The following is a 26,304-nucleotide window of genomic DNA, read 5'->3' as shown; positions in this document are numbered from 1 at the left end:
CGACCTCGACGCCGTGACTCACCTCAATCTGGTTTGTCTGGCGCCGCGCCGCGTTCAGAACGCGACGGTGAGGGTGGCGTCGGGTCGGCTGATGCGCCGTTGTCGGACGCTGGCGGCGGGTTGGTCTTCCGTCGTGCCGCTGCGGCGGGCGGCGATGGTTGGCTGGTCCGGCCGGTCTTGCCTGTCCCAGCGTTCGAGCAGGTCGGCCAGATGGGCGGTGAGACGCTCGGCGTCGGGTCCGTGGGCGATGACACCGATTTCGTGCTGATCGCTCTCAGCGTTGCTGAAGGCGAGGTAGGCGATGGTGCCACCCTCATAGAGGGCGGCACCGGCCCACCGGTAGGCAGGGGTGACCAGGCCGCTGGTGCGTGCCGTGTCACCGACGCCGAGGCGACCGAATGCTGTGTCGGTGTGGACGAGCAGCCACAGGTCGAGGTGGTGGATGGAGTCGGTGTCGGTCACTGTGATGCCGGTCCACCGTTCCTGCCGCGGGTGCGTGAGCGCCCGGCTGAGGGCCTCGCGGTCGGGTTGGTCGGCAGCGTCGAGTTTGAGGACCACGTCGGTGTCGAGACGGACGTGCTGGTCGGCGTGCTCGGTGGTGCCGCGCATGGGGACGAATCCGCAGACCAGCGGCGGGGTGCCGCTGACCAGGTGGTGAGGGCTGCTGCGGTCCAACGCGATGCACCGGGTGAGGCCGCTTTCGTGCAAGCGCAGGGGTACGACGATCCGGCCGTCGGGAGCGAGTTGGTCCCACCATGCTGCGCTGATATCCCAGGCACCAGCGGTGACGATGATCCGGTCGTAGGGTGCGGCGTCGGGGTGGCCCAGGGCGCCGTCCGCGCAGAGCACCTTGACGGTGGTGTAGCCGGCGCGGGCGAGGCCGGCAGCGGCACCGTCGGCGAGGTCCTGGTCGAGTTCGATGGTGACGACCGTGCCGCTCGGGCCGGTCAGCCTGGCGAGGAGGGCGGCGTTGATGCCGGTGGCCGCGCCGATCTCCAGGACGCGGTCGCCGGGGCGTGGGTCGAGTTGTTCGAGCATGTCCGCGACGAGGCTGGGGCTCGACGCCGATGACAGGGCGGCGCCGTTGTCGTCGCGCTTGGTCACGATCTGGCGCCGGGTGTAGACGGTTTCAAGGTCGACGCCCGGGAGGAAATGCTCCCGAGGCACGCTAAGGAATGCGTCTTCGACGCCGGCCGTGCGCAGGTGGCCGGCCGTTTTGAGGGTCGTGACCAGGCGTTCGCGGAGCTCGGTCGGCGTAGCCGCTTCGGATGTTGTTTTGGCCGTTTTCATTTCTTCTACCCTACTGTCGGTGTTCGTCGGGTCATGGCGGGCGCGGCGGTCGGATGCGGGGTGAGGTTGCTGGTAGGTGACGGTTGCGGCGGCTGCCGCAAGCAGGCCAGCGGCGGCCGCGCTGATGCCGAGTCGGTTGAACAGAAACAGGGTGTGGTGGGTGAGGACAGCGCGCAGGTCGCGGGTCAGTGCGCTGTGACGGTCGAGGACGGCCAGGTCCTGGCCCGCATGCTGGTGAGCGTTCGGCCAGTCCGGGTTGGCCTTCAGCGGGCTGTGGAGTGCGTCGTCGGTAGCGGTGATCAGTCGCTGGACTGCGGCGATGAGCCGAGCGTTCGGCTGGGGTGCCGCCGGCTCGCGCCGGTGGATGGCGACGAGGTGCCAGACGTCGCCCTGCTCGTAGAAGTCGAGCCCGGCGGCGCGCATGAGGCGGGTGGCGAGCAGGATGCCGAGTTCGCGTCGGTGGGTGCCGCCAGCGGTGGCGAGGTGATGGAGGAGGTGGCGGCTATCGGCGTGGAAGAGGTTGTGCGCGAGTGTCATGGCCTGGGCGCCGCCGAAGGCGTGTGTCTCGGGCCGGTAGAGGGGTTCAGCGATGTGGTGGATGCGTTCGTCGTCGGTGATCGTGGCCAGGACGGTGTAGAGGTCGCCGAGCTGGGGGCCGGGCAGTAGCCGCAGCCGCCACGTTTCGTTCTTGCGGATGAACCAGTACGCGGTGACCGTGCCGGTGTCTTCGGCGGTCGACAGGGTCGGGGCCAGTCGTGTTGCCGCGTACTGCTCGGCGGTCTGCCAGTCGGCGAAGCTGAGGTTGATCTGACGCCATCGGCTGGTCGGCGCGGGATCGGGTGGCTGCTCGATGTCGGGTTCGTGGTCGAGGTTTATGACGGTCTCCTCGTCTAGTTGATCAGTACGCTGCTGGCCCAGCGGATGTCGGTGCGCGTGGCGATGGTGTGCAGCGTGATGGCGGCTCCGGCGTGCCCTTCGATGAGGCCGGATCGCGCCGGGGCTGTGCTGTCGGCGTGCTGGATCAGCTGCCGCACGATCGGAGGTAGGGCGGTGGCCAGGCTGGTGGAGCGGGCGTCGGCGGCGGCGTACCAGGTGGTGGCGGCGAGCCCGGCCCAGCCGTGGCACAGCGACGGGTCGATGATCCGGCCGAGTTGGGCGGGGTCGGCCAGGCACCGAGCGAGGGCGTCCTCTGCCGACTGCCGCCGGCCGGGGTCGGCGAGGGCGATCGCGGCGAGCTGCTGTGCGCGGGCCAAGCCGGGGGTGCCGTAGCACCAGGAGGGTCGGTTCGGTTCTGTCGCGGTGGGTTGGCCTGCGTGGAATTCGGCGGCGGTGAGTCGCTCCGGCCACCATGGTCCGGTCGGACCGTTCTGCCGCCAGGTGTCCAGCCAGGTGCAGATGCGGCCGATCGCGTCGGCGTGGCCGGGCACCGTGATGTTCTGGCGAGCGGCGAGGGCCAGCAACGCCAGCGGGCCGGCGATGCCGTGCGCCATCCCGAGGTTGGCGTGCCCGCCTGGCACAACGGTTCCGCGGACGAGCGGGTCGGCGGCCCACCAGCCCGGCGCGGTCGGGCCGGCTTCGTCGTGGGCGGCGACTGGTTCGGTGAGCCTCACGAGGTATGCCAGCACCCGGCGGAGCAGGAGTCCGTCGGGGTTGCGGCGCAGCAGGTGGCTGCCCAGCCCGGTCAGCCCGCGTACGAGGTCGAACTCCCCCAACGAGGGCCGCGCCCTTTCCTGGAAACGTGCCGCCGCGGCATCCAGCTGGCGGCGGACCAGGTCGGCGACGGCGCGATCAAGAAGGCCGAGGTTTCGGGGGTGGGCGTGCGGTGTAGCGGTCGTCAGCGCATGGGCGACGGCGGGCACACCGAACCACAGACCGGCCCCGCCGGCGTTATTCAGCGGGTCGGCGGTCGCGCGCCGCAGCCACTCGTGGACCGGTTCCCATTCTCCGTGGCCGGTCTGTGCGCGTACGCCGTGCAGGATCGCTACCCCGGCGGCTCCTTTGGATAGCGATTGGGCGTGCCAGCGTCTGCTGCGCGGCCCGTAGTCATCCGGCGCGAAGTCCGGTGGCGGCGGGTGGGCAAGCATGTCGGCGATGCGTACGGCCGTGGAGTCGACCGCCTGCTCCAGCGGAGGATCGAGCGGCGGAATCCTCATCGGGAGGCCCCCGCGGCGCTGCGGCGAGGGCGCACCGCTGCCAACGCGATGTGGCGGGCAATTCGATAGGTGGCCTCCTCGGCGGTTTCGTCGGGGCCGTGGACGCGGATGTGGTGCAGGTGCAGCAGCGACGCGAGCACCGAGTCCGAGGTGACAGCGCCGCCGGAAGCGGCCAGTGCGGCTGCGTAGCGGGTCGCCGCCGCTGCCCGCTCCTGCCAGGCCCGGCGGACCGGCGGTGGGACGCCGGCTCGGTCGAGCGTGACGGCGTCGTGAAGCACCGCGCGGTCGATCGGTGGCAGACCTGGCCGGTCGCGGCGGGCGACCAGCCATTCCCAGCCGTCACCGCGGCTGCCGAGCATCGCGGCGGCCAGGTCGACCATGCTGGCGGCGGTGAGCGCCTGCCCGTTACTCCGACGGTGGGCCACAACGCTCAACTGTGCTAGAGCCGCGCTGGAGTCGGCGGCGAACAAGTCGTGGGCAGCCGTCAGCGCGGGCTCGTCGCCATAACGCCCGGACTCAGGATGGTAGGTGTCCAGGCTGAGGTCTCCGGCAAAGCCCGACTGTCGAAGCCGGGCGGCCCACCGGCCGAGCCTGTGCGCGGCGTGGCCGTAGTCGTCGGTGTGGAAGCGAAGCCGCAGATGCGGCACAGGATGTTGGAGGCGGACGAACCACCATCGCGGCGGCTCATCCCATTCTGCAAGCAGCATCGGCAGCCATCGCGACAAGATGGTGTCCATCATGGATGGTGCACAGGTGAGTGACGCGGACACCAGGCCACAGGATCCCGGAATGACCGGCTTGGCCGCAGCGGGCGGCGGCCACGTCGATCGTGCGGTGACTGCTGCCGGCGCGTGGGCGGGCGCGACGGTGGATGCGACCGGCACCACGATCTCGTGGGCTCGGCCGGACAGCCAGCCGAAATCGTCCGGGCCAGCCGCCTCGAGCACCGTGACAGGTCCGGCGCTGGCGTGTAGGTGGGCACGCAGCAGCGCACGGTCCACGGCGTGATCCTGGTTGAGTCGAAGCCGCTGGTCGCCGTGACCGACCTGGACCCAAGCAGGCAGGTCGAGCCTCTGACGTAATGCATCCCACGCAGCCGCCCACTCGGCCTCTGCCGCGCTCACGTCGGGCAGGGCAGCCGGGTCGATACGCCACCGCGCGGCGGTCAGCAGGACGCGGCCGTACCGCAGTGCGGGCCGAAACGGCAGACATGAGGCCGCTCCCCAGTCGAACGGCTTGAGCCGCGCATCAGTGGCTCGCGGTAACTCGACCAGAAACCGGGCGATCATCGGCATCGTGTGCACCGCACCGGCATGCGCAACGGTTGGTTCGACCACCCGGCGGCGCGACATAGAGACCAGAACGAGCCGATCGCGGTCGGCCGCAACCCCGAGATCGTCGAGGTCGATCGCACCCACCGCTGGCGGTCGGCACTCGGCGAGCGAGATCAGCCACGGAAGGACTTGCCTGGCGCGCAGGACGTTCTGCGAACGCAGATTGTGCGGAGGAAAGCTCACCTGCGCCGGCATGGCCCCCTCGACCGCCACGGGCAGCAGGGCGAACTCCCTGGACATCTTTTCCCTGTCGACCTCGGGCAACAGGTCGAGGAACCGCCCTGCGGTCGCGAGCGCCGAGCGGCCCATACCGGTAACCGCGACTGTGTACTGACCGGCCGAGAGCGCGTCCAACGAGACGGCACGTATTTCGGCCGAGACGTCAACGTGCGCGCTGACGCGGTAGCTGTCGTGGTCGGTGCCGGCCAGCGCGACCATGGCGGCGTCATCGAGCACAACCTCACGTGCGCCGTCGATCGATGCCTGCTGCGCCAAAGCCAGCAGTCGCTCGTCGCGACCGGACAAGGACGGATCTGCCCCGTCTGCCGGTGTGTGAAAGTGCGTCGGGTAGCCCAAACCAGTGACGGGATCGATGACATCCGCGAGTGGGATGACAGCGGCCATCCCGTAGCGATCGACGAACCGGGAACGGTAGACGCACCATTCCGGCCGTCCCGTCGGGTCAGGCGTCAACCGTCTCAGTACGTCGGTGGCCACCACGACGTCGGCGGCTACCTGTTCGGGAAGCGTGACGCGATCGGAAAGCCGAAGATCGATCGCGAGAGGTTGCTCAACGTTCGCCAGGCCGCGCATCCGCTCTGCCAGCGCACGCGGCTCTGCCGGGTGCGCGACGCGCGCGTGACCATGGGCGGCCAACGACCTCAGACGGGCGGCGACACACCGCTGACCATCGCCGTCGTCAGCTTCATTCGGGTCAAGGTGGTCGAGGATATGGCCGATCGGGTCCGTGCAGGTCGACGGTGGCCGCAGGACGGAAATCAATACTCCCTGGTCGACAAGATCGGCGACCAGTGTCTCGGCGGACTGGTGAGGGAACTCGGCAAAGGCGGCGGCAAGCGTTTCGACCAACTCCGCCCACAACAGCGGCGTGGCGGCCGATGAGACGGCTAGTTGCACGGCTCGCGTGTTCCTGACCGAGCAGGTCCCCTCCCCCGGCGGTGAAGCGTGCGGCCGGCGTCGTACGACGACGCGTGTTCCTTGCACAACGGCCAGGTTGTTCGCCTGAACGCGCAGGCCTGAGCGAACATTCGGATCGGCCTCGAGCCGTTTGACCACCGATGCGAGCCAGGCCGCATCCGGCCGCACCTGCGTTGCCAACACCCCCGACGATGCGACCGGGGCCGCCGTGTCGAAACATACCGCCGCTACGCCGGCGAACAGTCCGAAGGGTGTCGCCCGGCGCTGAGCCCGCACCAGATAGCGGGCCAAGGAAAGCGCGACCGGCGAAATACGATCCGCGTCCTGTGCCACACCCGCGCATATCGCCTCCACACGGGAAGCGAACTGCGGGCTAGCGGTCCACACGGCCTCGGCGAGCCCCGGGGTGCCCCAAGCTTCTCGAACCCAGCCACGAAACGCCGCGGCATCCCCGTAGGCCGGCCACGTAGTTGGGGCATCCGGCCAGGAGTGAACGCAGATGCGGATCGTCGCAGCGTCGACCCTTCGGAACTTGACACCTCTCACCGGCGCCGCCCTCTCGTCGTTGTGTTCCCCGAGGTGCCGGTCCGGTCAGATTTCGGGTCGCTGACCGGGACCGGCACGTACATCGGACTAGCAGTCGCTTCCCTTCACGGTGTCGCAGCCGTCGTCCGTGCTGGACAGCAACGCCGCAGTGACAGGACCTTCTGTGACGATCTGCACGTCGAGCTCGAACGGGTCGCCATCGACGTCGAGGTGGTCATTCATGCTTTCCCTCCAAGGGATCCGAGATGACGGGCGGGTAGCCCCCGCGGCTACCAGCACGACGACAAAGTTGGGATCGGCGAGACGTGAAACGATCGGATCAAGTGCGAAATGGTGGACCGCGCCCGGGCCCTACGATGCTGGGCTAGCGCGGACGCCTCGATGAGCTCGCGTGACGCTGGCGGGCTCGCGCCCCTCTCTGGCCGATCGTTCGAGCGCCGCGGGCATCTCCACGCCCTCACGGGTGAGCGGCTGGCAGCGCGGTACCTTTGGCAAGCTCGGCGCTGCTTCTGAGGGCGCTTATCTTCTGGTGGTCCGCGGTGACGTAGACGGCCCTGCCCTGTGCGCCAACGATCAGGCCCTGGGTACGCAGCACGATCATCGCGGACCCAACAGTTTGCCGGCTCACGCCCCAGCTCTGACATAGTTCACGGCACGACGGCAGCGCTGCCCCGGGAGCCAACTGGCCCGAGATGATCCGCTGCCGGATGTCATCGACAATCTCCTGGTACATGGGCGGGCTCATGATGTCCTCCCTTCGCAGCGCCGGCAGCCTGGGCCATCGCGGTTGACGTGCGTGGATCTGCGCACGGGCGGCCAGTGATAGTTCTGGTAGTTCGGGTCCTGGGCGCCTCGGCGACCGTCGGGCTGGGGGTGGCCGGCGCGCACGGGGGATACGCACCGGCCACCCAGCCTGTGCCTCGAAGGTCCGCCGGGTCTGGATCGATCTGCGCAGCGAAACCGTTCGGACCGCGACTATTCGTCCTTGGCTAAGGTCCGGTCTGACTCCATTTCGTCGAGCCGGATAGGCCTGAACAGGCATGGATTCCTGCGATCAGTAGAGACAGCCACACCTGGTCCGCCCGATGAGCTGCTCGTCCGCCCGTCAAAGTCCGAGCGGGACACTCTGTGCCAAGATCCGAAGGCTTCCGAAGCAAAAACGACTCGCTGCCATACACATGCGGTTCGCCCGAACCGTGTGCCCTGTGCCTGCCTGCCACCACCGAAAGACACGGCCTGCCGGACCCTGGCTGTCCCGATGCGTTCGAAACCGCGACGACCCGCGAGAACCGCGACACGTCAGGACCCGATAGGTCACCGGGGTCTGCGCGGGTCGTGTCCGTGGGCAGCCGCAGTCGACGGACCCGGCCCAGCAAACGCCTTCCCCGCGCACGACGCCGGCCGGCAGGACGCGCCATGCACCGCCCCGGTCTCGTAGCCGAATCGATTGCGGACGATTCGTGACCACCGCCGATCCCGATCGGGTCACGAGGCTTCGCGGCACTACGCGGCCCGCCAGGCGAAAGTCCAGCGCGCTTACGACGACCGGGGAACACCGGGGCTACCGCCAATCGCAGCGTCGATGCCACCAGTGTCCAGTTCGGGTGTTGACGTGGGCGTCGAACTAGTCGGCGCGGAGATCCCGCTAGCCGCGCCACGCGTTCGTTGATCTTCATATTGTTGAGGTCCTTCGAGGGGCGATCCAGCACCCGCCACGGCGACAGGATCGATCGAATGCACGAACGAACGGCACTTGGCTTAGGCGGGCAGAAGGTCACGTTGCTGGCTGCGGACACTGCCAGCGAACGCCTCCACCTCCGCCAGGTCGAAGATGAGCACAGGAAACGGGTTGCCCGGCATCCGCACCTCAGCACCACCGTCAGGCAGCACGGTCACCCACGGGGGCCACCTACCCGCCTCGACCGCGGCGACGAGGTCCACCCACTCCTTCGAGGTGAACTCCAAAACCGCGCCCCTACCGCCATCCTGGCCGTCACGGATGTACCAGAACTCACCGTTAGATAGAACCTCCCACCGAGCTCTGCTGTCGCAGTCGGACAGCAGACGCGGGCTCGTCCAGCGCCTCACGATGGACTTCCCATCGCCATGTTGGCGAACGACTCGGACGGCCTAGAGGCTGAAGACCCTGTAGTCCCGCTCCAGGAGATGAGGACTACGGCCAAGACCGAGAGCACGGCGACGAAGACCCACGACCAAAGAGTCCCCGACCTGAAGATCTCATCGACCTCGTTGTCCGAGAGCTGGGCCTGGCCTCTATTTCTTTGCCTAACGTCCGCGGGCACGCCGCAGGGATGGATCAACGTGTTGGTCCCAGGACTGGCGTCGCCAGCGCGCGACCTCGCCAGCGAACGGCCGAATGGGGTTGTGAAGGCGGACCACCTGCCAGACCAGAGAGTCAGGACGGTAGCCGCAGCTCGCCTCCCATAGGAGGCCAACCCATCGATTGAAGCGTGTTGAAGAAGCAGATTGCGATCCCCGCTGGGACCTTGGTCACTAATCTGTGAACGGGGCCTCATAGTGCTCCACGATCGCGTAGGCCCCGGCGGCAGAGAACGTCCTTAGCGCTGGCAAGTAGCTAGGCATGTTAGGTGGCACGATGGGCCTTGACGTGCATAAACGTCGAAAGTGGAGATCATCGAGGCTTCCGACCTGCAAATTCGCGGGGTTACGCTGTGGTTCAACGCCACACGACAGCTAGCGCGAAGGGCGGCGGTTGATGTCCGGCGACGGCACCCGGGGGCCCAACAGATTCAGGCTGGCGCGTGAGCGGATTCAGTCCCAACGTATGCCCGGCCGAGTTATGAGCCGCCAGGAACTCGCAGACGTTTGCAACACGTGGCTATCGACAAAGCCGGACCCCGACACGCCAATCACCGAGAACACGATCGCCAAGATCGAACAAGGAAGAGTCACTTGGCCACGCGAGTGGCGGCGTGCCGCCTACCGCCACGTCCTCGGGGCATCGACAGATGCCGAGCTCGGCTTCGAGGACCGACGCCGCAAAGCGCTCGCAGTTCCGTACTCCGACCCTCCAGATCCCGAGCAGCCCGGTTCTCGGTCGACCCATGAGTCGGGCTCGGTAGCCGGAGATCTGCTGCCCCCACCAGCACTGCCCGTCGCCGCGGGTGGCGCGACGGAGACGGCGATGATGGAGAGTCCCTTTGATATTGACGCGAGGAGCCGACTCGCGCGGAGCTCCAACACATCCGAGTCGTTCCTTGCCCATATTGAGCTCTCGGTCGGCGAGCTGATTGGCAAGGTTGAGCGGGAAAGTCCCTTCCTGGTCACGCCGGTTGCGCGGCAGTTGCACGACTTTGTGGTCGGACTCTTGCAAGGAAGTCAGCATCCCCACCAGCGCCTACGCCTCTACGTAGCAGCGACTCACCTCACCGGGATCCTTGCCGCACTGGCGCTCGACTTGGGGGCACGGCCATCTGCCGAGGCGTACGCACGAGAATCATTTGAGATCGCTGAGGCATCGGCAATCGGTGACGTTCAGGCTTGGTCACGCGCAGTACAAAGCCTCGTCGCTTACTACAACGGCAACTATCACGACGCTCTCGCATATGCCCAGGATGGACAGAGGCGGGCGCAGACGCCGACACATCAGGTACGCCTAGCGGTGAACGGAGAAGCGCGTGCGCTCGCCCGCATTGGCGATGAGCGCGGTGTCGACGAAGCAGTCAACCGCGCCTTCGACCTGACCTCGTCCATGCCTCCGCGGGCGCACATCAGCCCGAGCCTGTCGCTGGAGGCCTACTGTCCGCCGCGCGTTGCGGCCAACGCAGCGACCGCATATCTCGCGATCGGAAGGCCCGGAAAGGTCGACGGCTACCTGGACACCGCACTTGCTGCCTTCGACGCCGCCGGCTTACAAGGTCCCCGAGCTCTATCCCGGCTAGACAAGGCCATGGCTGCCATCGGCCGGAACCCAGCGGATCCTGAGGAGGGTGCGGCACAGGTGCTGCAAGCGCTCAACCTCACCGAGGGGCACCCGTACGAGTCGGTTAGCCAGCGCACGGCCGAATTCCTGCGCTCGACGCAGCGCTGGAGCGACGTCCCCGCCATACGTTCCGTTGCCGACGCCTTCAACGATCGGCGCATCAGCCAGCGGGCGCTGGTTGCCAGCACCGCTTTACCATGACGTGCGTGACCACGCGCGAAGAGGAGAGCCTCTCCGCTCGCTGGGAGGCATACCAGCGCGCGGACCGGTTAACCAACCACTGGTATTGGCGTCCTGGCTGGCGACCGGCGCGCACGTTCTACACCTGGCACCTGACGTTCAAGAACCAGCCGGATCTCCATCGGCTCGTCGCCGAGATCCAGTCAGGCCTACCGACGGAGGCCCTTGACCTCGTTCCGCTGTCGGGACTGCACCTGACCGTGCAAGGCCTGGGATTCGCCGATGAGGTGTCCGGAGAAGACATCACGCACATCGTGGAGGCGGCACGGGACCGCTGCGCCCAACTTCCTTCTTTTGAGATCAACTTGGGGCCCGTCGATCCGGATGCCGAGGGCATCGGGCTCTTGGTACGGCCTTGGGACAAGCTGACCCAACTCCGCACCGCCATACGCGACGCGATCGCCTCGGTCTGGTCTCGAGTGCCGGAAGACGTCGAGTTTCGGCCACACATCACCGTGGCCTACAGCGGCGCCAACGCTCCCAGTGGAGAAATCGTCGCCAGCCTAAGACCGCTGCGTCGACTCCGACCCGTGTCCTTACAAGTAGAAGCCGTCGAACTTATCGAGTTGCGGCGCAACGACAGGGAGTATGTGTGGGACACGGTGGATGCTATCCACCTCTGTGGGTCGTTAAGTCGTTAGCGTGGCTAACCTGTCGGTTTGTTGACAGAGGAGTCGACAGTCCACCCGAAAGAGGGAATGATCGGAGCTGCGGCATGTGTCAAACGCCACATTCCGTCGGGTGTGTCGTCCCCCTTCATGGTCATTTGCGCCCACTGATCGCGCTCTCTGCCCAAGTCATTGGGCGAGCCGACCGTCTGTCCTTTGTGCTTCACTCTTCAGGTCGGTCATCGAGATCGACCCCGCCGCAAGGCGGTGCCGCAGGCCGAGGCGCTCGGTCTCGGCCGGGAGCAGAGAAAGGAGGGCGGCGAAGTGAAGACTGCTTCGTGGCACTCCATCCTCTCGTCGGTGCACCACAACGAAACACGGTGCAACACGGGGAACAACATCGAGCCGGAGAACCGCCGCAGCGGCACGGGCGGCAAGCCGCTCTGCCGGGAGTGCGCCGCACTCTGATGTAGCTCCTTGAGAGGCAAGAGACCCCGCACCAGACACCGAGATGCTAGCGACACCTCGGTAACCGGGCGGGGTCTTCTTGCACCTTACGGCGGAAGTTGCGTCGCCGCACGGTGAGTTATTCCACTGATCCGAACGAACGTCAAGGGCCGACCGGTACTGGGTCCACGGTGGATCGACTCAACCTGAACGGGTTAACCCTCACGTGTCGAGCAGAGCAGGTAGAAGGGCCTCAGATGGCGGTCGTCGTCGAGCCGGTGCTAACAGAAGAAAAGTTGCGTTCGCTGCTGGACGAAGGCTGCGAACAGGCAGGCCTGGACTTCAAGACGATGTCCGACCTTTCCATCACCTACGACGTGGTTGCGCTGGTCAAGGACATCGCCGCCATGCTCAGCAACGAGCTCGGCGGATACATCGTCATCGGTGCACAAGACGACGGCCGCCCGGCCCCAGGCTTGACGGCTCGCCATCTGGAGCTGTTCGACGAGTCTCGTGTCCGGTCGAAGATCGTCAAGTACCTTTCGGAACCATTTGTGCTTGGTGTCGCCCGGCACACAATCGACGGTTGCCCAATGGTGCTGCTGTACGTCGGCGCGAGCCCCAAGGGCTTCCACATCTTCAGCCGCAACGGCGACTACGAGATCGATGACTCACAGGCAAAAGGCGGCAAACGCAGGGGATCCGAGTTCCGCCGCGGCGAGGTGTACGTGCGTCGCGGCACCTCATCGGTGGTGTGGGAGCCCGACGATCGGGAACGCATCATCGCGGCCATCGTCGCTCGCCACAAGGAAGATTGGCGCACCGAGTATCGCGATGAGATCAGTGCAATGATCAACGTGCGACTCAGCGCCCAAAATCTGCAGCAGCTTCCCGCCGCTGCGATGACCTGGAGGCTGGACGCCAACGCCTTCGACGAACTGACCCTGGAGCTACTCCGCCGGTCGGACCACATACCGCTGCGCCGCGCCCTGCTGCAGGCCGTCACAGACGCGGCCAGCCTCGATCTGCCCGACTTCGGCACCCTGCTGCAGCGGATTACCAGCGTTGCAGCCCAGGCGCTTACCTACAGAGAGCAGCCTTGGTTCACTGATGCGGTCGAGGCACTGGCCCGAATCTTCGAGCACCCCGTCGGGCCCGGTGATCGAGTCGCTAACCTGGAACGGCGGCTACACATCGCTGCCCACGCCTACGGGCTTGGCTCGCTTGCGGTACGGATGACAAACTGGCCAGCCGTCCGGCAGCTCGCCGAGCAGCAAGTCCGAGGCTCGGAGTTCGACTTCTATCGCAACTGGTTCCGCTACACCATCGTGAATGCCAGCCGCTCCCGGATGCTGGACGAAGGTAGCTCCGACATCATCAGCCTCGCCCGCAACGTCGTCCGTGGAACCGCAGCCTTACACGCCGGTGTGCCGGCCGACGACGACCAGATCCTCGACAGCCTGTGCCAGTTCGACGCGCTCACCGGCGTCGTGTTCCTTGCCGATCCAGTTGGCTCCGGCAGCCCAAGCTACTGGCCCAACTTTGCCCGCTACAACCACCACCGCACCGAACCGATCTTCGTCGAGTTGGCTACCGATCAGGCCATGCGCCGCCAGGTCGGCGGCCACGACGACGAGGAGCGGATCGCCAATGCGATGGGTGAGATCGACGCCATGGCACACCAGGCAGGATTCCAATACGACGGCTGGGAAAGCTTCACCTACACGCGCAACATGGCTGTACTTGACTTTCTGAAACGTCACGCGACAACCAGAACGCATGCGAATTAGCGCTCCAGAACAGCACCTCGCTGTCCGAACAAAGCCGTCGACCTGTATCCGAGAGGACGCTGGCCCTATCCACTCCCTCACAAGCGCCGCGCCTACCCCACGATCGCAACCGAGGAACCAGGGGTCGTCGTCGTTCCGACTCAGGTAGAGCTCCGAGCGACCCGTGGCTGAGACCGATGCAACACGCATCGCCTCGCCCTCACTCACCCTTGAGCACAATGCCGCGGCGTACAGCCGTGCTTCGTCAAGGCGGTGTGGGAGGCCGTCAACTCGCTACGTGGCCGCTCGCCACGCCGCCAGGGCCGGGAACAGCCGGGCCTCATGCTTCGCGGCGGGACGATCTGCCAGCAAAGGCGAGGCCGGAGAACGACGGAGTATTTTAGGCTACCAGGTCTCGCACGGCGTCTCTGAGTTGCCAGTTGAAATGACCAGTACCGAATATCTCACGCGCTGGTGCCTTGCTTCGTGCAGCACGGTTCAGAACCGAGACGCCCAGCAACAGACTGCCACTAGCGGCTAGTATTGCAGTCTCGCGAGGATCCATCGTGAATGATGGCTCATGCTTTAGGCCGTTGTATGCGTCCCAGAACTTCCGCGCCCAGTTTGCCGAATTTCCGGTCCATTGATCGAAGGACTTCCCGACGTGCTTCGACAGGACGAGGGCCTTGCTGCCGCTTGCCTTGGCCCACCCTGCCGAGCGCCGATGCCTATTGACCCAATACTCGATCCCGGACGCAACCTCTAAGAGCCGGACACTCGGCGATCGGAATCCTTGAAGGTACTCATCGACTACTGGGCGCACCGCCCGAGGGTGCTGCTCGCAGATCCGCACCCATCGGCCCAGCCCGCCAATTCCGCCGATGCTCGCAAGTCTAAACATCGGAAAGTCATGGTCGGTTGGTTCCGGCGCTCCCTTTGGGCGGCGCATGAATCTCCGATCCCAATATGTTGGGCTCTCACCCTCACGCCCAAGATCAGGTATAACCGCTCCGCCATCCGCGACAATAAACCCGGAATAAGCCAGGCACGCCAGAGCATGCACCCAGTGAAGCCGCTCTCGTAGCTCATTAGCAGGGCGCGGCCGATTTGCTTGCACCGTTATCGCGGTGGGAGTCGCTAGGATCCGTCGATCGCTTGGTCCTGTCACACTCCAGTGCGAGGACACCTTTAGTTGTGTTCCACCGGAGAGCCCGACGGTCTCATCAACCGCGCCGTCTAGAGCGATTGAGTAAGTCTTTAGGATGCCGCGTGAGTCCTGGCCGAATTCCTCGTCCGCACGCTCGATGCCAGCCCAGGATCCGAGTCCGGAGTAATAAAGCGTAAGCGACTTGATTCCGGCCGTTCTCAATTCGTTGGGATTCACGCCCACGACAATTGCTCCCGCCCGATAGCGGAGTACGCTCGCTACGTGGCCGAAGCCGATCGTGGACCCTCTGCCCGTAATGGCAAGCGCCATGATGCCGCCGTGCTCAGTAATTCCTGTGATCGACCTGGGGAAGGGAATCGATTCATCAAAGAGGCGACGACGTGGATCCTCATTGAGACTCGCAATCTCGACCTCGTCATGCTCGTTAAGCCGAACATAACCACGTTCCATCTTCTGATCAGTCTTTCTTATGGCGAGATCGTTGTGCCAAAAATGGCCGATTGCACCGGCGAGTACCTTATCCATCTTCTCCTGGGTCACTGTGTTGTCTCGCCCTCCGCTTCGCGACTGACTGCTGAGTTGCGCTTAAACAGAATTAAGGCGCTGCTCACGGCGCGCCCTATCGGAGCTGCGCTTTGGGCCTTCGGCCCGCCGCGCACGCTGGCTCTTATTCCGCCAACCGGCGCACAACGCATTCGCGATACCGCAACACCGCGTCGCGGTATTGGATGGCACCGCGCTCGACCTCTGGCCCGGCCGTATTCCTTGGAACGAGATCGTGAAAGGCTCGCACATAGTGATCTGGGCCATTTCGTGCAGGAAGCCCTCGATGGCAGGTATTACATAGCGTTATAAGATTGAGCGGGTGCGTTAGGCCTCCCATGCCCCACGGCCTGATGTGATGAACGTGCAACTCGAGGTCGACATGGTCGTTCGGGCTACGCCCGCAAGCTCGGCAACGAAATCCGTCTCGGGTGAGCACCTCCATACGGAGTTTCGCGGTCGGCGCGTATTGCAATTCCTGGCTGCTGCATCCGCTCCGGACCACAAACCCCGACCCAGTAGGTGCTTGCGAGCATGCAGCCGGCACGAGCCGATCTTGCATCAACTCCTCCGCCGTTGCTCGCTCGACAATGCCGTGGCCACCGAGCACGTTCCAAACCGCGAACTGACGTGCGCCCTCTACGACCAGCGCCGGCTGGTCGATGTAGTAAAGCTGCTCGAACGCGGCAACCCCGACGACTAGCGAGGGCTCCCGGATTTCATAGCGCATCGTGTCATCCGTCCAGCCCACCCAGTGAGTGAATGCCGAACAGTACATCGAGCCGTCCAACTCAGCCCCCAACGTGAACTGGTAGTAATCACCATCGCGATTCGCTTGAACCATTTCAAGGACGTCTGGCAGGAGGCTGGCCGGCACGGTCAAGGGGTCGTCGATCTGCAAGGCCGGCGTGGGCTCGGTCGTCATGAATCGGGATAGTAGCGTCGCCCTCCCAGTTCAACACCAGTCGGTTCGAGCGCGGAGGACTCTTGAACGTCGCATCGGGACCGAGCTGTCATCGGCGTGGACCCGCACAGGTGGTCGGCCCACTAACGAGGCAATGAGCGGCGACGAGACCATCCTCGCCACCGGACGCGAGCTGGCCGATGGCGCATTCAAAGCGAGATTGGCACCGCCGCTGAGTCTTCCTGCCTGGGCGGCCATCGATGATCAGGGTTGCGTGCCGTCGGGCTGCGGCTCAGCCAGCACCTTGATCCCGATCTGCTCGAGATTTAGGAAGACTCGTTTGACGTAGTTGAGATGTCGGTAGACGACCGCCCTCGCCTCTGGTGCGCTACCAGATCCGTTCCAGATCGGATCAAAGACCTCTGGGTTGCTCACGGCCGTTTGCGCGGCATCGAGTGCCACTAGCAGATCCGGGTGCGGTGTTTCGAGACGAAGTTTACGTGCGTTCGACTTGATGAGCTGCATGTTGCTTACCAACGCACGCCCACTATCGCTGTTTACCCACTCGACAATGTCGCGCGTTTCCCACCGACGTCGTGCGCTGCCAATAGCGAGTTCCTGCATCGTGTTGGTCCAGTTGTCGGCGGCATGGACGATGTCTGCAATAAGCGACCGCTGTCGTTTACGTCGTTCCTCTTGCCGGGCGGACTCGGCAGCCGCGTAGATACGGCCGATGAGACGTTCTTCCAGCAACTTGGTGAAGGAGGCGCTGGCGACATCGGCTGCTTCGGCGTCGGTCAGCCTCCAAGATCGTGTGCACACTGTCCGCGACAACTGGATAGCCGTGCGTTGATGGGGGAAGTCCGGTCGAAGTCCGGCGCTGGCCCGCAACGGTAGACGTGCGCGCACCTGGTGCGCGCCGTGAGCCCGAATGCCCGTCGACACATCAGCAGGTTCCTCACCACCCGTCGTGGCTCGCGGGTCGGAGCCGTCCGGCCCGCCGTGTGGGTCCTGGGTTGCCTCGACGCGCGTGCCGGAAAGGCACAGTCTGATGGCCTTGCGATCGATGCGCGTCCGCGGAGCGTTGGCAGCCGCGTTCGCCACCCTGACCCTCACCACCGTTGCGGCCGCTCCCGCCTCGGCGGCCCCGCCGCACAACCGCGTGGACGCGGCCGCCGCGACCACCTGGCTGGCGCAGCCTGCGGTCCTCGCCGGCTACATCGGTGACGGCACCGAGGCGTACGCGGGCGCGACAGCGAAGGCCGCCCTCGCAGTGCAGGTCCGGGGCCAGAATCCCGCGTCGTTCGGGGGCGTCGACCTGCTCGCGCGTTTGCGTGGCCTGCTCGGCGCCGACGGTCGGTTCACGGACCGCTCCGCGTTCGGGGACTTCAGCAACGCCTTCTCGCAGTCCTTCGGCATCCTCGCCCTGGAACCTTCCGGCGGCGCCCCGAACTCCGCGGTGGCATTCCTCGCCGCCAGCCGCTGCACCGACGGTGGCTTTCCCCTCCAGTTCGCCCAACCGGTGTGCGACAGCGACGTCGACTCGACCGCCATGGCCGTGCAGGCACTGATCGCCGCCGGTCGCCGAAGCGACGCGGCACCCGGCATCCAATGGCTGGTCAGCAACCAGGCCGCCGACGGTTCGTTCGCCGCGTTCGGAACGGCCAACACCAACAGCACCGGCCTCGCAGCCCAGGCCCTCGCAGCAGCCGGACGACCCGTGGCCTGGCAGAAGGCCCGGCAGTTCATCCTGAGCCTCCAGGTCGGCTGCGACGGAGCCGCCGAAGACCGCGGCGCCATCGCCTACAGCCCGGCCGGGTTCGATCCCTCGACAGCGCCTCGCGCCACCGCGCAAGCGGTGCCGGGTGCGGCCGGTGCCCCGTTCGCCGATCTGTCCGGCACCGGCGCAGCACCTGGCGCGCCCTCGCTGGCGCGCCGGTCAAAACGGCTGCCGTTGTGACGGACCGTCGTGGCCGGACCCACTCCCAAGGGGTCCGGCCACGCGGCCAGGTGCGGTTGATGCGAAACGTCACAGTGGCGTTCGAGGACTCCTCCCGTTAGTGTCCAGGCTGCTCGGCGCCACATCGCGTCGACATAACTCCATACGTTGAGCTGCCCGCGATAGAGGAAGCCGGTCAAAGTCCGGCGCTGTCGCGCAACCGTGGGTCACCTCTGGTGACAAGTCGGGTCCATCACGCGGGCGGTGAGTCAAACCGCTGTCGCGAAAACAGAGGGGACCCGCGCCGCATAGGCACACACCTCGTTCTCGCGCACCACCCGAAGGACGATGTGTGAGACACCCGGTGAGCGTCACCGCGGGCAAAGCGCTGGCCCTGGTCGCGATCGTGGCCGTCAGCGCGGCCGTGCTGCTCGCGGCACCCCGCGACGCGGAGGCGGCCGACCGCCCGGCCGCCCGCTCCAACTCGGCGTGGCTCGCCCGCCAACTCGCTCCCGACGGGACCCTGCAGAACCCGAACGGCGGCATCCTGCCTGACTACGGGCTGATGATCGACACCCTGTTCGCCATGTACGCCTCCGGCGACGGCGCGCTCGCCGCCCCGATCGTCCGCAACCTCGACGACGACGGCCACGCCAGCGACTACTTCACATGGGACGGCCTCGTACCCGATGCCGGGTTCGACGCCATCATCGTCGGCGGTGCGACCGCGAAGGTGCTGGTGGCGGCCGAGGTCGCCGGCCGCGACCCGCGGAGCTTCGACGGGTACGACATGGTCGCCGAGACCAAAGCCGCCATCCTGCGCTCCGGCCGCGACACCGGCCGGGTCAGCGACTACTCGAAGAATCCCGAGTACGCCGACTACGTCAGCAACAACTCGAACATGTTCGGCCAGTCCCTCGCCGTCATCGGGTTGGCCGCGGCCGGCGAGAACGACCAGCTCGCCATCGACACCCTGCTCACCCAGCAGTGCTCCGAGGGGTACTTCCGCATCTTCTTCTACTACGACGAGGGCGCCACGCGGCTGGCCAGCTGCGACGAAGGCAAGGCCGCCGACCAGTCGGCACCCGACGGCGACGCCACCGGGCTGGCCCTGTCCGCGCTGCTGGCCGCGCGGGAAGCCGGTGCGAACGGTCTCGACGAGCCGATCGACCGCGCCGTGAGCTGGCTGATCGCGAACCAGGACGACAGTGGCGGCTGGGGCGGCGGGGTTACCACCCAGGCGCCGAACACCAACAGCACCGGCCTGATCGTGCAGGCACTCGCCGACGCTGGCGGCGCGGACAACGCCGTCGGTGACGGCGCGGCCTACCTAGCAAGTGCCCAGGCCACCGCTGCCGATGCCGGCAACGCGCTCGGCGGCGACATCGGCGCGATCGCGTACACGCCGGAGGACTACACGGCGGCGCGTACCAGCGGGATCGTGGGTCTGGACACCTGGATCCGGGCCAGCGCCCAGGCCTCGCTCGGCCTCTCCCAGGTCAGCTTCCTCGACCTGGCCCTAGGCAACGTCCCCACCGACCCCGAGCCGACCGACACCCCGACTCCCATCCCCACCGCGACGCCCACACCCACGCCGACGGCTTCACCGACCCCCACGGCCACCATGACCCCGACACCGACGCGCACGGCGACGCCGCGGCCGAGTCGCACCCCGACGCCGCGGCCGACCCGCACCACCCCGCCGCCGCGTCCCCGCCCCAGCATCACGCCCCGAACGACCCCGACGGCCGGGTCGACCCCGCAGGTCGCGACGGGCACACCCGGTGGGCGGCTCGCCCGCTACCTCGCCGGCCGGCTCGCTGGCGGCGACCACGTCGAGGTGACCGAGAACGGCAAGACGTTCGTCGACTACGACGCCACCGCCGACCTCGTCCTGGCCCTGCGGGTGCTCGGCGAGCAACCCGCCGCCGTCCGCCGGGCCACCCAGTTCCTGCTGCGGCACGAGTCGATCGACGCGTACGCCCACGGCGCGCCGTACGAGAAGGAAGCCGCCGCGTACGCCGAGCCCCTGGCCAAGCTCGTGATCATCGCGCGGTTCGGACAGACGGACAGCGCGGTGCCGGCCACCACCGTCGCGGCTCTCGACGCCGACCTGGCCGCGTTGCGCGGCGACAACGGCCACTTCACCGACACCGGCGCCTTCGCCGACACCAAACAATCGGTGCGCCGCCACGCCTGGGGCACCCTCGCGACGATCGCCGGCACGCCCGAAGACAGCGGCGCGGCCGTCGACACGCTCGTGTCCAGCCAATGCGCGGACGGCACCTTCCCGGCCGAGCTCGGCTCCGGCGCCTGCGCCGCCGGTGAGCGCCCCGCCACGGCGGCGGCGATCGTCGCGCTCAACGGCATACGAGCACCGAGCGAAGACGGCACCGCCGACCCGTCGCCGGTCGCGGGCGGACCGGCGGGATGGCCGCCAGCTCGCACCCAGTCGCTGACGCGAGCCGCGACCGCACTGGCAGCCGGCACCACCGATGTCATCCGTGACGCGGCCGGCGCGATCGACCCGGCGCTGTCCGCCGCCGTAGCCGCCGGTCGGCAGGCGGTCGGCCTGGACACCAACGCGATCACGCGTGCCCTGTCCGCGCTGGCCCGCACCGACGGCGGCCTGCCCAACGGCGGACCGACCAGCGACCTGGGCACCAGCGTCGCCGCCGCACCCGGCGTTGCCGGGCGGTCCTGGACGGCGGCGACCGGCTCCCCGGTCGTGATGGCGATCCGCCTGCCGCTGCCGACCACCGACCAGCAAACGGTCGCCGCTGCCGACCGCGACAACGGTGTGCCGTTGTGGCTCGCGCTGACCCTGTTCGGACTCGGCTTCCTGATCGCGCTCGGCCTTCTGCTCGTGCGTCGTTCTCTCGTCCGTCGGCACTCAACCCACAAGGTGGTCGCGCCATGAAACGAATCCTGTCCCTCGCCTCCGCCGCCTCCCTGCTGGTCGGCCTGATCGCCGCCGCACCAACACCGGCCGGCGCCGTCGACCCGACCAGGGGCTACAACGGCATCTGCACCGGCGCCGACGCCCTGACCGGTGTCACGGTCGTCATCGACTTCCAGGAGCTCAACGGCAACGGCGGCGTGGCCGCTCCCACGATCACCCGCTGCTCGCCGAACGCCAGCCCGGGCACCGCCCGCACCGGCATCAAGGCGTTGCAGGACGCCGGCATCGGCGTGACCGGGACCGCGCAGTGGGGCCTCGGTTTCGTCTGCCGGCTGGAGAACCGGCCGTCTTCGACCGAGTCGATCCCACGCACGGGCAACCCGACGTACAAGGAAGCCTGCGTCGTAACCCCGCCGGCCAACGCGTACTGGTCGTACTGGCACGCCGACGGCGCCGGCACGACGTGGACCTACAGCAGCTTCGGCGCGCTGAACCGCAACGTCGTACCCGGTGGCTTCGAGGGCTGGTCGTTCTCCCTCAACCGCAGCGCGTCGACGAACCCGGTTCCGCGGGTCACGCCCCGCAACCCCGCTGTCAGCCCCAGCGCACCCACTGTCGGGCTGTCGGTCAACGATCTCGACCGGAAGATCACCCTCGGTCAGAGCACGTCATCGACCTGGACGTCGACGAACTCCACCAGTGTCACCGCGTACGCGGTCGCCCCGACCACCGGGGGCGGCTCCTGGTCCGGTGCGCTCGCGGTGCCGGGCGGCACCCGCACGATCACCCCGACCGCCCCGGGCACCTGCACCTACACAGTGCGCGCGGTTGGTCCTCAAGGGACGGTATACGCGACCGCCCAGCTCACCGTCCAATGAGGATGAGGTTCATCGCGGCTGCGGCCGCCGTCGTCCTGACGGCGGTCGCTTCGCCCGCGTACGCCATCGACCAGAGCAAGGGCAAGCCCGGGTTCTGCCCGTCGGCGACCGGCGTGACCGTCGTGGTCGACTTCCAGGACCTGGGCGGCACCACCATCGTGCGCTGCTTCCCCAGCGCCAGCCGGGGCACCGGGCTCGACGCGCTCAAGGGCGCCGGGTTCCAGATCGCCGGCGTTCAGCGGTGGGGCGAAGGCTTCATCTGCCGCGTCGAGAACCGACCCTCGGCGGTCGAGATCGTCCCCGCGCAGGGCAAGCAGAACTACCGGGAGCTGTGCATCGACACGCCGCCCGGCTCGGCCTACTGGTCCTACTGGCACGCCGGCAACAACTGCCCCTGGGTCTATAGCCAGTGGGGAATCAAGAACCGCGACTTCATCCCCGGCGGCTTCGAAGGCTGGTCGTTCTCCCTCAACAAGACGGCCAAGACCAACCCACAGCCGAGGATCGCCGCCGTCCGTCCTGGCGCCGAGGGCCGCACATGCAACGCCACCGAGGAACCGAAGCCGACCACGAACGACCCGAACGAGCAGCAGCAGCCCCAGCCGAACACGCCGCCCGGCGCGGACAACGGCGGCGGTGACGGCGACCCCCCGGCCGCCGAGCCGCCGCCTGCACCTGCCACGAGCGCCGCTCTTCCACTGCCGCGCCCGCGCAACAGCGCCAGCCCGACCGCGGCGAACCCCGCCCTCAGCGTCGCCTTCACCGGCGGCGAGCAGGCTGAGGACGTCAACAAAGTGCTCCGCCGCCAGTCCGGCGCCAGCCCGTACGCACCCTGGGTGGCCGGCGCCGCCGTCGTCCTGCTGGCGGCGGCGAGCTGGTGGATCGCCCGGCAGCGCCGCAGGGCGCGCAAGGCCTGATGGGCAGCACCTGGTTTCTTCCCCGCGACCTGCACCCCGCCGCCTGGTGGGTGTGGGCGCTGGGCCTGGCCACCGCCGCGAGCCGGACCACCAACCCGTGGCTGCTCGGCTTGATCGTTGCGGTGGCCAGCCTGGTCGTGATCGCCCGTCGCGGCGAGGCACCCTGGGCGCTGGCCTTCCGCCTTTATCTGGTCCTGGCCGGGTTCATCGTCACCATGCGGGTCCTGTTCAGGATCATCTTCGGCGGGGCCGAAGGCTCGACGATCATCCTGCGGCTCCCCGAGATCCCGCTGCCCGCCTGGGCCGCCGGGATCCGACTGTTCGGCGCGGTCTCGGCCGAGTCGGTCCTCGGCGGCTTCTACGACGGCCTGCGGCTGGCCACGATGGTGGTCTGCCTCGGCGCCGCCAACGCCCTCGCGAACCCGAAGCGGCTGCTCAAAGCCATGCCCGCCGCGTTGTACGAGGTGGGCACGGCAGTCACCGTCGCGCTGTCGGTGTTTCCGCAGTTGGCCGAGAGCGTGCTGCGGGTCCGTCGCGCCCGCAAACTGCGCGGCGGCACTGGGAAAGGCGTTCGCGCGCTGCGCGGAATCGTGATCCCGATCCTCGCCGACGCCCTGGACCGCTCCCTGCTGCTGGCCGCCTCGATGGACTCGCGGGGGTACGGCCGCGCCGGTGTCGCCACCACTCGGGCCCGCGCCGCCACCGGCGTGCTGATGATCGTCGGGTTGCTCGGCGTCTGCGTCGGTGTCTACGCGACCCTCGACGGCTCTACCCCGCGCTACCTGGCCACGCCTGTCCTGGTCGCCGGTCTCGTGATCGCCGTGCTCGGCTTCCGCGCGGCCGGGCGGCGCGTGCACCGTACCCGCTACCGCCCCGATCGCTGGCTCCTCGCCGAGATCGTGGTCGCCGCCAGCGGCGTCGCCGTCGCCGTGGTCATGTTCGGGACCTCCCGCGTCGACCCGACCAACCTCAACCCGTCGCTGATCACCCTGTCCTGGCCGCTGCTGTCCTGGCCCCCGCTGATCGGGGTGCTGATCGGCGTCACGCCGGCCCTGCTCGCCCCGCCGCCACTCGAGCTCGAAAAGGCACCAGCATGATCACCCTCGATCACGTCAGCTTCTGGTACCGCGGCGCCCCGCGACCGGTCCTGTCGGACGTGACGCTGACGATCCGCGAAGGCGAGCTCGTGTTGCTCGCCGGCCGCACCGGCAGCGGCAAGTCGACGCTGCTCGGCACCGTCAACGGCCTCGTGCCGCACTTCGCCGGCGGACACCTCGCCGGCACAGCCACCGTCGACGGCGTCAGCACCCGCTCCCGACCACCGCGCGAGTTCGCCCACCTCGTCGGCATGGTCGGCCAGGACCCGCTCGCCGGGTTCGTCACCGACACCGTCGAGGACGAGCTCGCGTACGGCATGGAACAGCTCGGTGTCGCACCACAGGTGATGCGCCGCCGCGTGGAGGAGACCCTCGACCTGCTCGGCATCGCCGAGCTGCGCCGACGCCCCCTGCGGACGCTCTCCGGCGGCCAGCAACAACGCGTCGCCATCGGGGCCGTGCTCACCATGCACCCCAAGGTGCTCGTGCTCGACGAGCCCACCTCGGCCCTGGACCCCATCGCCGCCGAAGACGTGCTCGCCACCCTCGCCCGGCTCGTCCAAGACCTCGGCACCACGGTCCTCATGGCCGAGCACCGCCTCGAACGAGTCGTTCCGTTCGCAGACCGATTCCTCTACCTACCCGGCGACGGATCCATCGTGGATGGAGAACCCGCCGGCGTCCTCGCCGGTATGCCCATCGCACCGCCGATCGTCGAACTGGGCCGCGTCGCCGGGTGGTCACCGCTGCCGCTGTCGGTGCGCGACGCCCGCCGACTCGCCGAGCCGATCCGCCGCGACCTCGCCGCCGGCCCGGCGCCCCGACGACCGGCGCCGGCCGGCACGGAGCCCGCGACGCTGACCGCCACCGGCATCGTCGTCCGCTACGGCGCCACCGTCGCCGTCCGCGGCGTCGACCTCGACCTGCGCAGCGGCACGGTCCTGGCCATGATGGGTCGCAACGGCTCCGGCAAGTCCTCGCTGCTCTGGGCCGTCCAAGGATCTGGGCCACGACAGGGCGGTACGGTCCGGGTCGACGGCGTCGACCCCGTCGACCTTCCCAGCGCCCGTGCCCGACGCCTGGTCGGCATGGTGCCCCAGTCCGCCGGCGACCTGCTCTACCTCGAATCCGTGGCACAGGAATGCGCCGCCGCCGACCGCGAGTCCGACGCCACACCTGGCACCTGCCGCTTCCTGCTTGACGAGCTCGCGCCCGGCATCGACCCCGACCAGCACCCGCGCGACCTGTCCGAGGGACAACGGCTCGCCCTCGTCCTGGCGATCCAGCTGACCGCCGCCCCACCGGTGCTGCTGCTCGACGAACCCACCCGGGGCCTCGATTACAACGCCAAGGCCGCGCTCGGCCGGCAGATCGCCTACCTCACCGACCAGGGCAGGGCCGTCGTCGTCGCCACCCACGACGTCGAGTTCGTGGCCACCGTCGCCGACCGGGTCGTCGTCCTCGCCGAGGGCGAGGTCGTCTCCGACGGCCCGACCGTCGACGTGCTCGGCGGATCGCCGGCCTTCGCGACCCAGGTCGCCAAAATCATCGGCCCGGACTGGCTGACCGTCTCCGAGGTGGCCGCCGCGTTGCACCAGGAGGTCCGGTGAACGCGATCCGGGTCCGACCACGCTCGGCGGCGGTGCTCACCCTGGCGTCGCTGGCCGGGCTCATGATGTTCGTCTGGCCACTGCTGGTCCGCGTCGAGCCGCAGAGCATGCAACACGGCCCGGATGCCCCGTTCGTGTTCATCGGCATCCTGCCGATCCTCATCGTCGTCGTCCTGGCCGAGCTCACCGAAGGCGGCATGGACTCCAAAGCCCTCGCCATGCTCGGCGTCCTGTCCGCGGTCAACGCCGCCCTGCGCCCACTCGGCGCCGGCACCGCCGGCATCGAGACCGTCTTCTTCATGCTCGTCCTGGCCGGCCGCGTCTTCGGCCCCGGCTTCGGCTTCGTCCTCGGCTGCACGTCGCTGTTCGCGTCCGCGTTGCTGACCGCCGGCGTCGGCCCGTGGCTCCCGTTCCAGATGCTCGCCTCCGCCTGGATCGGCATGGGCGCCGGCCTCCTGCCAAAACGCGTCACCGGCAAGGCCGAGATCGCCATGCTCGTCGGGTACGGCATCCTCGTCGCGTACGTCTTCGGGTTCGTGATGAACCTCTGGTTCTGGCCCTTCATCACCGGCGCCGAGGTCGACTACTACAGCGGACACATCTCCTACGTTCCCGGCGCACCGGTCCTCGACAACCTGCACCGGTTCGTCGTCTTCACCGTGCTCACCTCCACCGCGGGCTGGGACACCGGACGTGCGATCACGAACACGATCGCCATCGTGGTCCTGGGCCCCGCGATCCTGACGGTCCTTCGCCGCGCGGCCCGCAAGGCTTCGTACGGCGAGATCGGCACCTTCGCCGCGTGATGTGCTTCCGGCGCCATCACTTACGTTTCAC

20 protein-coding genes, 2 pseudogenes and 1 riboswitch are annotated in these 26,304 nt (G+C 67.7%); of the genes and pseudogenes, 12 read left to right on the top strand and 10 right to left on the bottom strand.

The window, feature by feature from the left end; translation table 11 throughout:
- Positions 1-54: 54 nt before the first annotated feature.
- The 7 genes and pseudogenes from fxlM to BLV39_RS38805 all read right to left on the bottom strand — a co-directional run bounded on the left by fxlM (position 55) and on the right by BLV39_RS38805 (position 8,446).
- Positions 55-1,290, bottom strand: coding sequence for a methyltransferase, FxLD system (gene fxlM / locus BLV39_RS44590; RefSeq protein WP_239084058.1), 1,236 nt, complete (start codon positions 1,288-1,290; stop codon positions 55-57).
- 141 nt (positions 1,291-1,431) lie between these two features.
- Positions 1,432-2,097, bottom strand: a pseudogene (locus BLV39_RS44585) (thiopeptide-type bacteriocin biosynthesis protein); the annotation flags it as partial.
- 83 nt (positions 2,098-2,180) lie between these two features.
- Positions 2,181-3,443, bottom strand: a complete 1,263-nt coding sequence (locus tag BLV39_RS38825; protein WP_090804137.1) for a lanthionine synthetase C family protein — start codon at positions 3,441-3,443, stop codon at positions 2,181-2,183.
- Positions 3,440-6,481: a lantibiotic dehydratase gene (locus BLV39_RS38820; protein WP_090803738.1), complete on the bottom strand. Its 3,042-nt coding sequence runs from the start codon at positions 6,479-6,481 to the stop codon at positions 3,440-3,442. The genes BLV39_RS38825 and BLV39_RS38820 overlap by 4 nt, the downstream gene beginning before the upstream one ends.
- A gap of 87 nt (positions 6,482-6,568) precedes the next feature.
- Positions 6,569-6,703: an FxLD family lanthipeptide gene (locus BLV39_RS38815; protein WP_090803735.1), complete on the bottom strand. Its 135-nt coding sequence runs from the start codon at positions 6,701-6,703 to the stop codon at positions 6,569-6,571.
- A gap of 235 nt (positions 6,704-6,938) precedes the next feature.
- The gene (locus BLV39_RS43415) at positions 6,939-7,226 is read right to left on the bottom strand and encodes a winged helix-turn-helix domain-containing protein (protein WP_176985308.1); all 288 of its coding nucleotides are present in this window, start codon (positions 7,224-7,226) and stop codon (positions 6,939-6,941) included.
- Positions 7,227-8,239: 1,013 nt separating this feature from the next.
- Positions 8,240-8,446, bottom strand: a complete 207-nt coding sequence (locus BLV39_RS38805; RefSeq protein ID WP_090803730.1) for a hypothetical protein — start codon at positions 8,444-8,446, stop codon at positions 8,240-8,242.
- A 772-nt stretch (positions 8,447-9,218) separates the two neighbouring features.
- On the opposite strand from BLV39_RS38805, the gene BLV39_RS38800 reads away from it, so the two are divergent.
- From BLV39_RS38800 to BLV39_RS38785, 4 genes are all read left to right on the top strand, one after another.
- The gene (locus tag BLV39_RS38800) at positions 9,219-10,646 is read left to right on the top strand and encodes an NsdA family TPR-like regulatory protein (protein ID WP_483294850.1); all 1,428 of its coding nucleotides are present in this window, start codon (positions 9,219-9,221) and stop codon (positions 10,644-10,646) included.
- A gap of 5 nt (positions 10,647-10,651) precedes the next feature.
- A complete protein-coding gene (locus BLV39_RS38795) occupies positions 10,652-11,326 on the top strand; it encodes a 2'-5' RNA ligase family protein (RefSeq protein WP_090804135.1) in 675 nt (224 codons plus the stop codon).
- Between the two features lie 291 nt (positions 11,327-11,617).
- On the top strand, positions 11,618-11,761 hold the full coding sequence (locus BLV39_RS43410; protein WP_176985307.1) for a hypothetical protein: 144 nt from the start codon (positions 11,618-11,620) through the stop codon (positions 11,759-11,761).
- A gap of 236 nt (positions 11,762-11,997) precedes the next feature.
- Entirely contained in the window at positions 11,998-13,530 is a 1,533-nt protein-coding gene (locus BLV39_RS38785; protein ID WP_090803722.1) for an AlbA family DNA-binding domain-containing protein, read from the top strand.
- Between the two features lie 379 nt (positions 13,531-13,909).
- Here BLV39_RS38785 and BLV39_RS45220 read toward each other — a convergent pair whose 3' ends face one another.
- Both BLV39_RS45220 and BLV39_RS45215 read right to left on the bottom strand, forming a co-directional pair.
- Positions 13,910-15,127, bottom strand: a complete 1,218-nt coding sequence (locus BLV39_RS45220; protein ID WP_373315430.1) for an ApeA N-terminal domain 1-containing protein — start codon at positions 15,125-15,127, stop codon at positions 13,910-13,912.
- 217 nt (positions 15,128-15,344) lie between these two features.
- Positions 15,345-15,665: an HNH endonuclease gene (locus tag BLV39_RS45215; RefSeq protein ID WP_090804132.1), complete on the bottom strand. Its 321-nt coding sequence runs from the start codon at positions 15,663-15,665 to the stop codon at positions 15,345-15,347.
- Between the two features lie 111 nt (positions 15,666-15,776).
- Between BLV39_RS45215 and BLV39_RS43405 the strand changes: the two genes are divergently transcribed.
- Positions 15,777-15,923, top strand: coding sequence for a hypothetical protein (locus tag BLV39_RS43405; protein WP_176985270.1), 147 nt, complete (start codon positions 15,777-15,779; stop codon positions 15,921-15,923).
- A gap of 465 nt (positions 15,924-16,388) precedes the next feature.
- Here BLV39_RS43405 and BLV39_RS38775 read toward each other — a convergent pair whose 3' ends face one another.
- Positions 16,389-17,069 (bottom strand): hypothetical protein, encoded by a 681-nt coding sequence (locus BLV39_RS38775; protein WP_425304728.1) that lies wholly within the window; start codon positions 17,067-17,069, stop codon positions 16,389-16,391.
- A gap of 121 nt (positions 17,070-17,190) precedes the next feature.
- On the opposite strand from BLV39_RS38775, the gene BLV39_RS38770 reads away from it, so the two are divergent.
- The 7 genes and pseudogenes from BLV39_RS38770 to BLV39_RS38740 all read left to right on the top strand — a co-directional run.
- On the top strand, positions 17,191-18,084 hold the full coding sequence (locus tag BLV39_RS38770) for a prenyltransferase/squalene oxidase repeat-containing protein (protein WP_239084038.1): 894 nt from the start codon (positions 17,191-17,193) through the stop codon (positions 18,082-18,084).
- A gap of 139 nt (positions 18,085-18,223) precedes the next feature.
- A riboswitch (adenosylcobalamin (AdoCbl) riboswitch) is annotated at positions 18,224-18,365 on the top strand.
- A 50-nt stretch (positions 18,366-18,415) separates the two neighbouring features.
- A complete protein-coding gene (locus BLV39_RS38765) occupies positions 18,416-20,983 on the top strand; it encodes a hypothetical protein (protein WP_143050075.1) in 2,568 nt (855 codons plus the stop codon).
- On the top strand, positions 20,980-21,843 hold the full coding sequence (locus tag BLV39_RS38760) for a hypothetical protein (RefSeq protein ID WP_204082979.1): 864 nt from the start codon (positions 20,980-20,982) through the stop codon (positions 21,841-21,843). The genes BLV39_RS38765 and BLV39_RS38760 overlap by 4 nt, the downstream gene beginning before the upstream one ends.
- 2 nt (positions 21,844-21,845) lie before the next feature.
- A complete protein-coding gene (locus BLV39_RS44575; protein ID WP_373315427.1) occupies positions 21,846-22,760 on the top strand; it encodes a hypothetical protein in 915 nt (304 codons plus the stop codon).
- Positions 22,760-23,857 (top strand): energy-coupling factor transporter transmembrane component T, encoded by a 1,098-nt coding sequence (locus BLV39_RS38750; protein ID WP_090803710.1) that lies wholly within the window; start codon positions 22,760-22,762, stop codon positions 23,855-23,857. Before BLV39_RS44575 ends, BLV39_RS38750 begins: the two co-directional genes overlap by 1 nt.
- Positions 23,854-25,467, top strand: coding sequence for an ABC transporter ATP-binding protein (locus BLV39_RS38745; RefSeq protein ID WP_090803708.1), 1,614 nt, complete (start codon positions 23,854-23,856; stop codon positions 25,465-25,467). The genes BLV39_RS38750 and BLV39_RS38745 overlap by 4 nt, the downstream gene beginning before the upstream one ends.
- Positions 25,464-26,270 (top strand): annotated as a pseudogene (locus BLV39_RS38740) (ECF transporter S component); the annotation flags it as partial. The gene BLV39_RS38745 and the pseudogene BLV39_RS38740, both read left to right, overlap by 4 nt.
- Positions 26,271-26,304: the final 34 nt, after the last annotated feature.

It is taken from the genome of Asanoa ishikariensis (genome assembly GCF_900107455.1).
GTDB lineage: Bacteria > Actinomycetota > Actinomycetes > Mycobacteriales > Micromonosporaceae > Asanoa > Asanoa ishikariensis.
The sequence above is the reverse complement of the archived record's forward strand: the minus strand, read 5'-3'. Positions and strand labels throughout refer to the sequence as shown.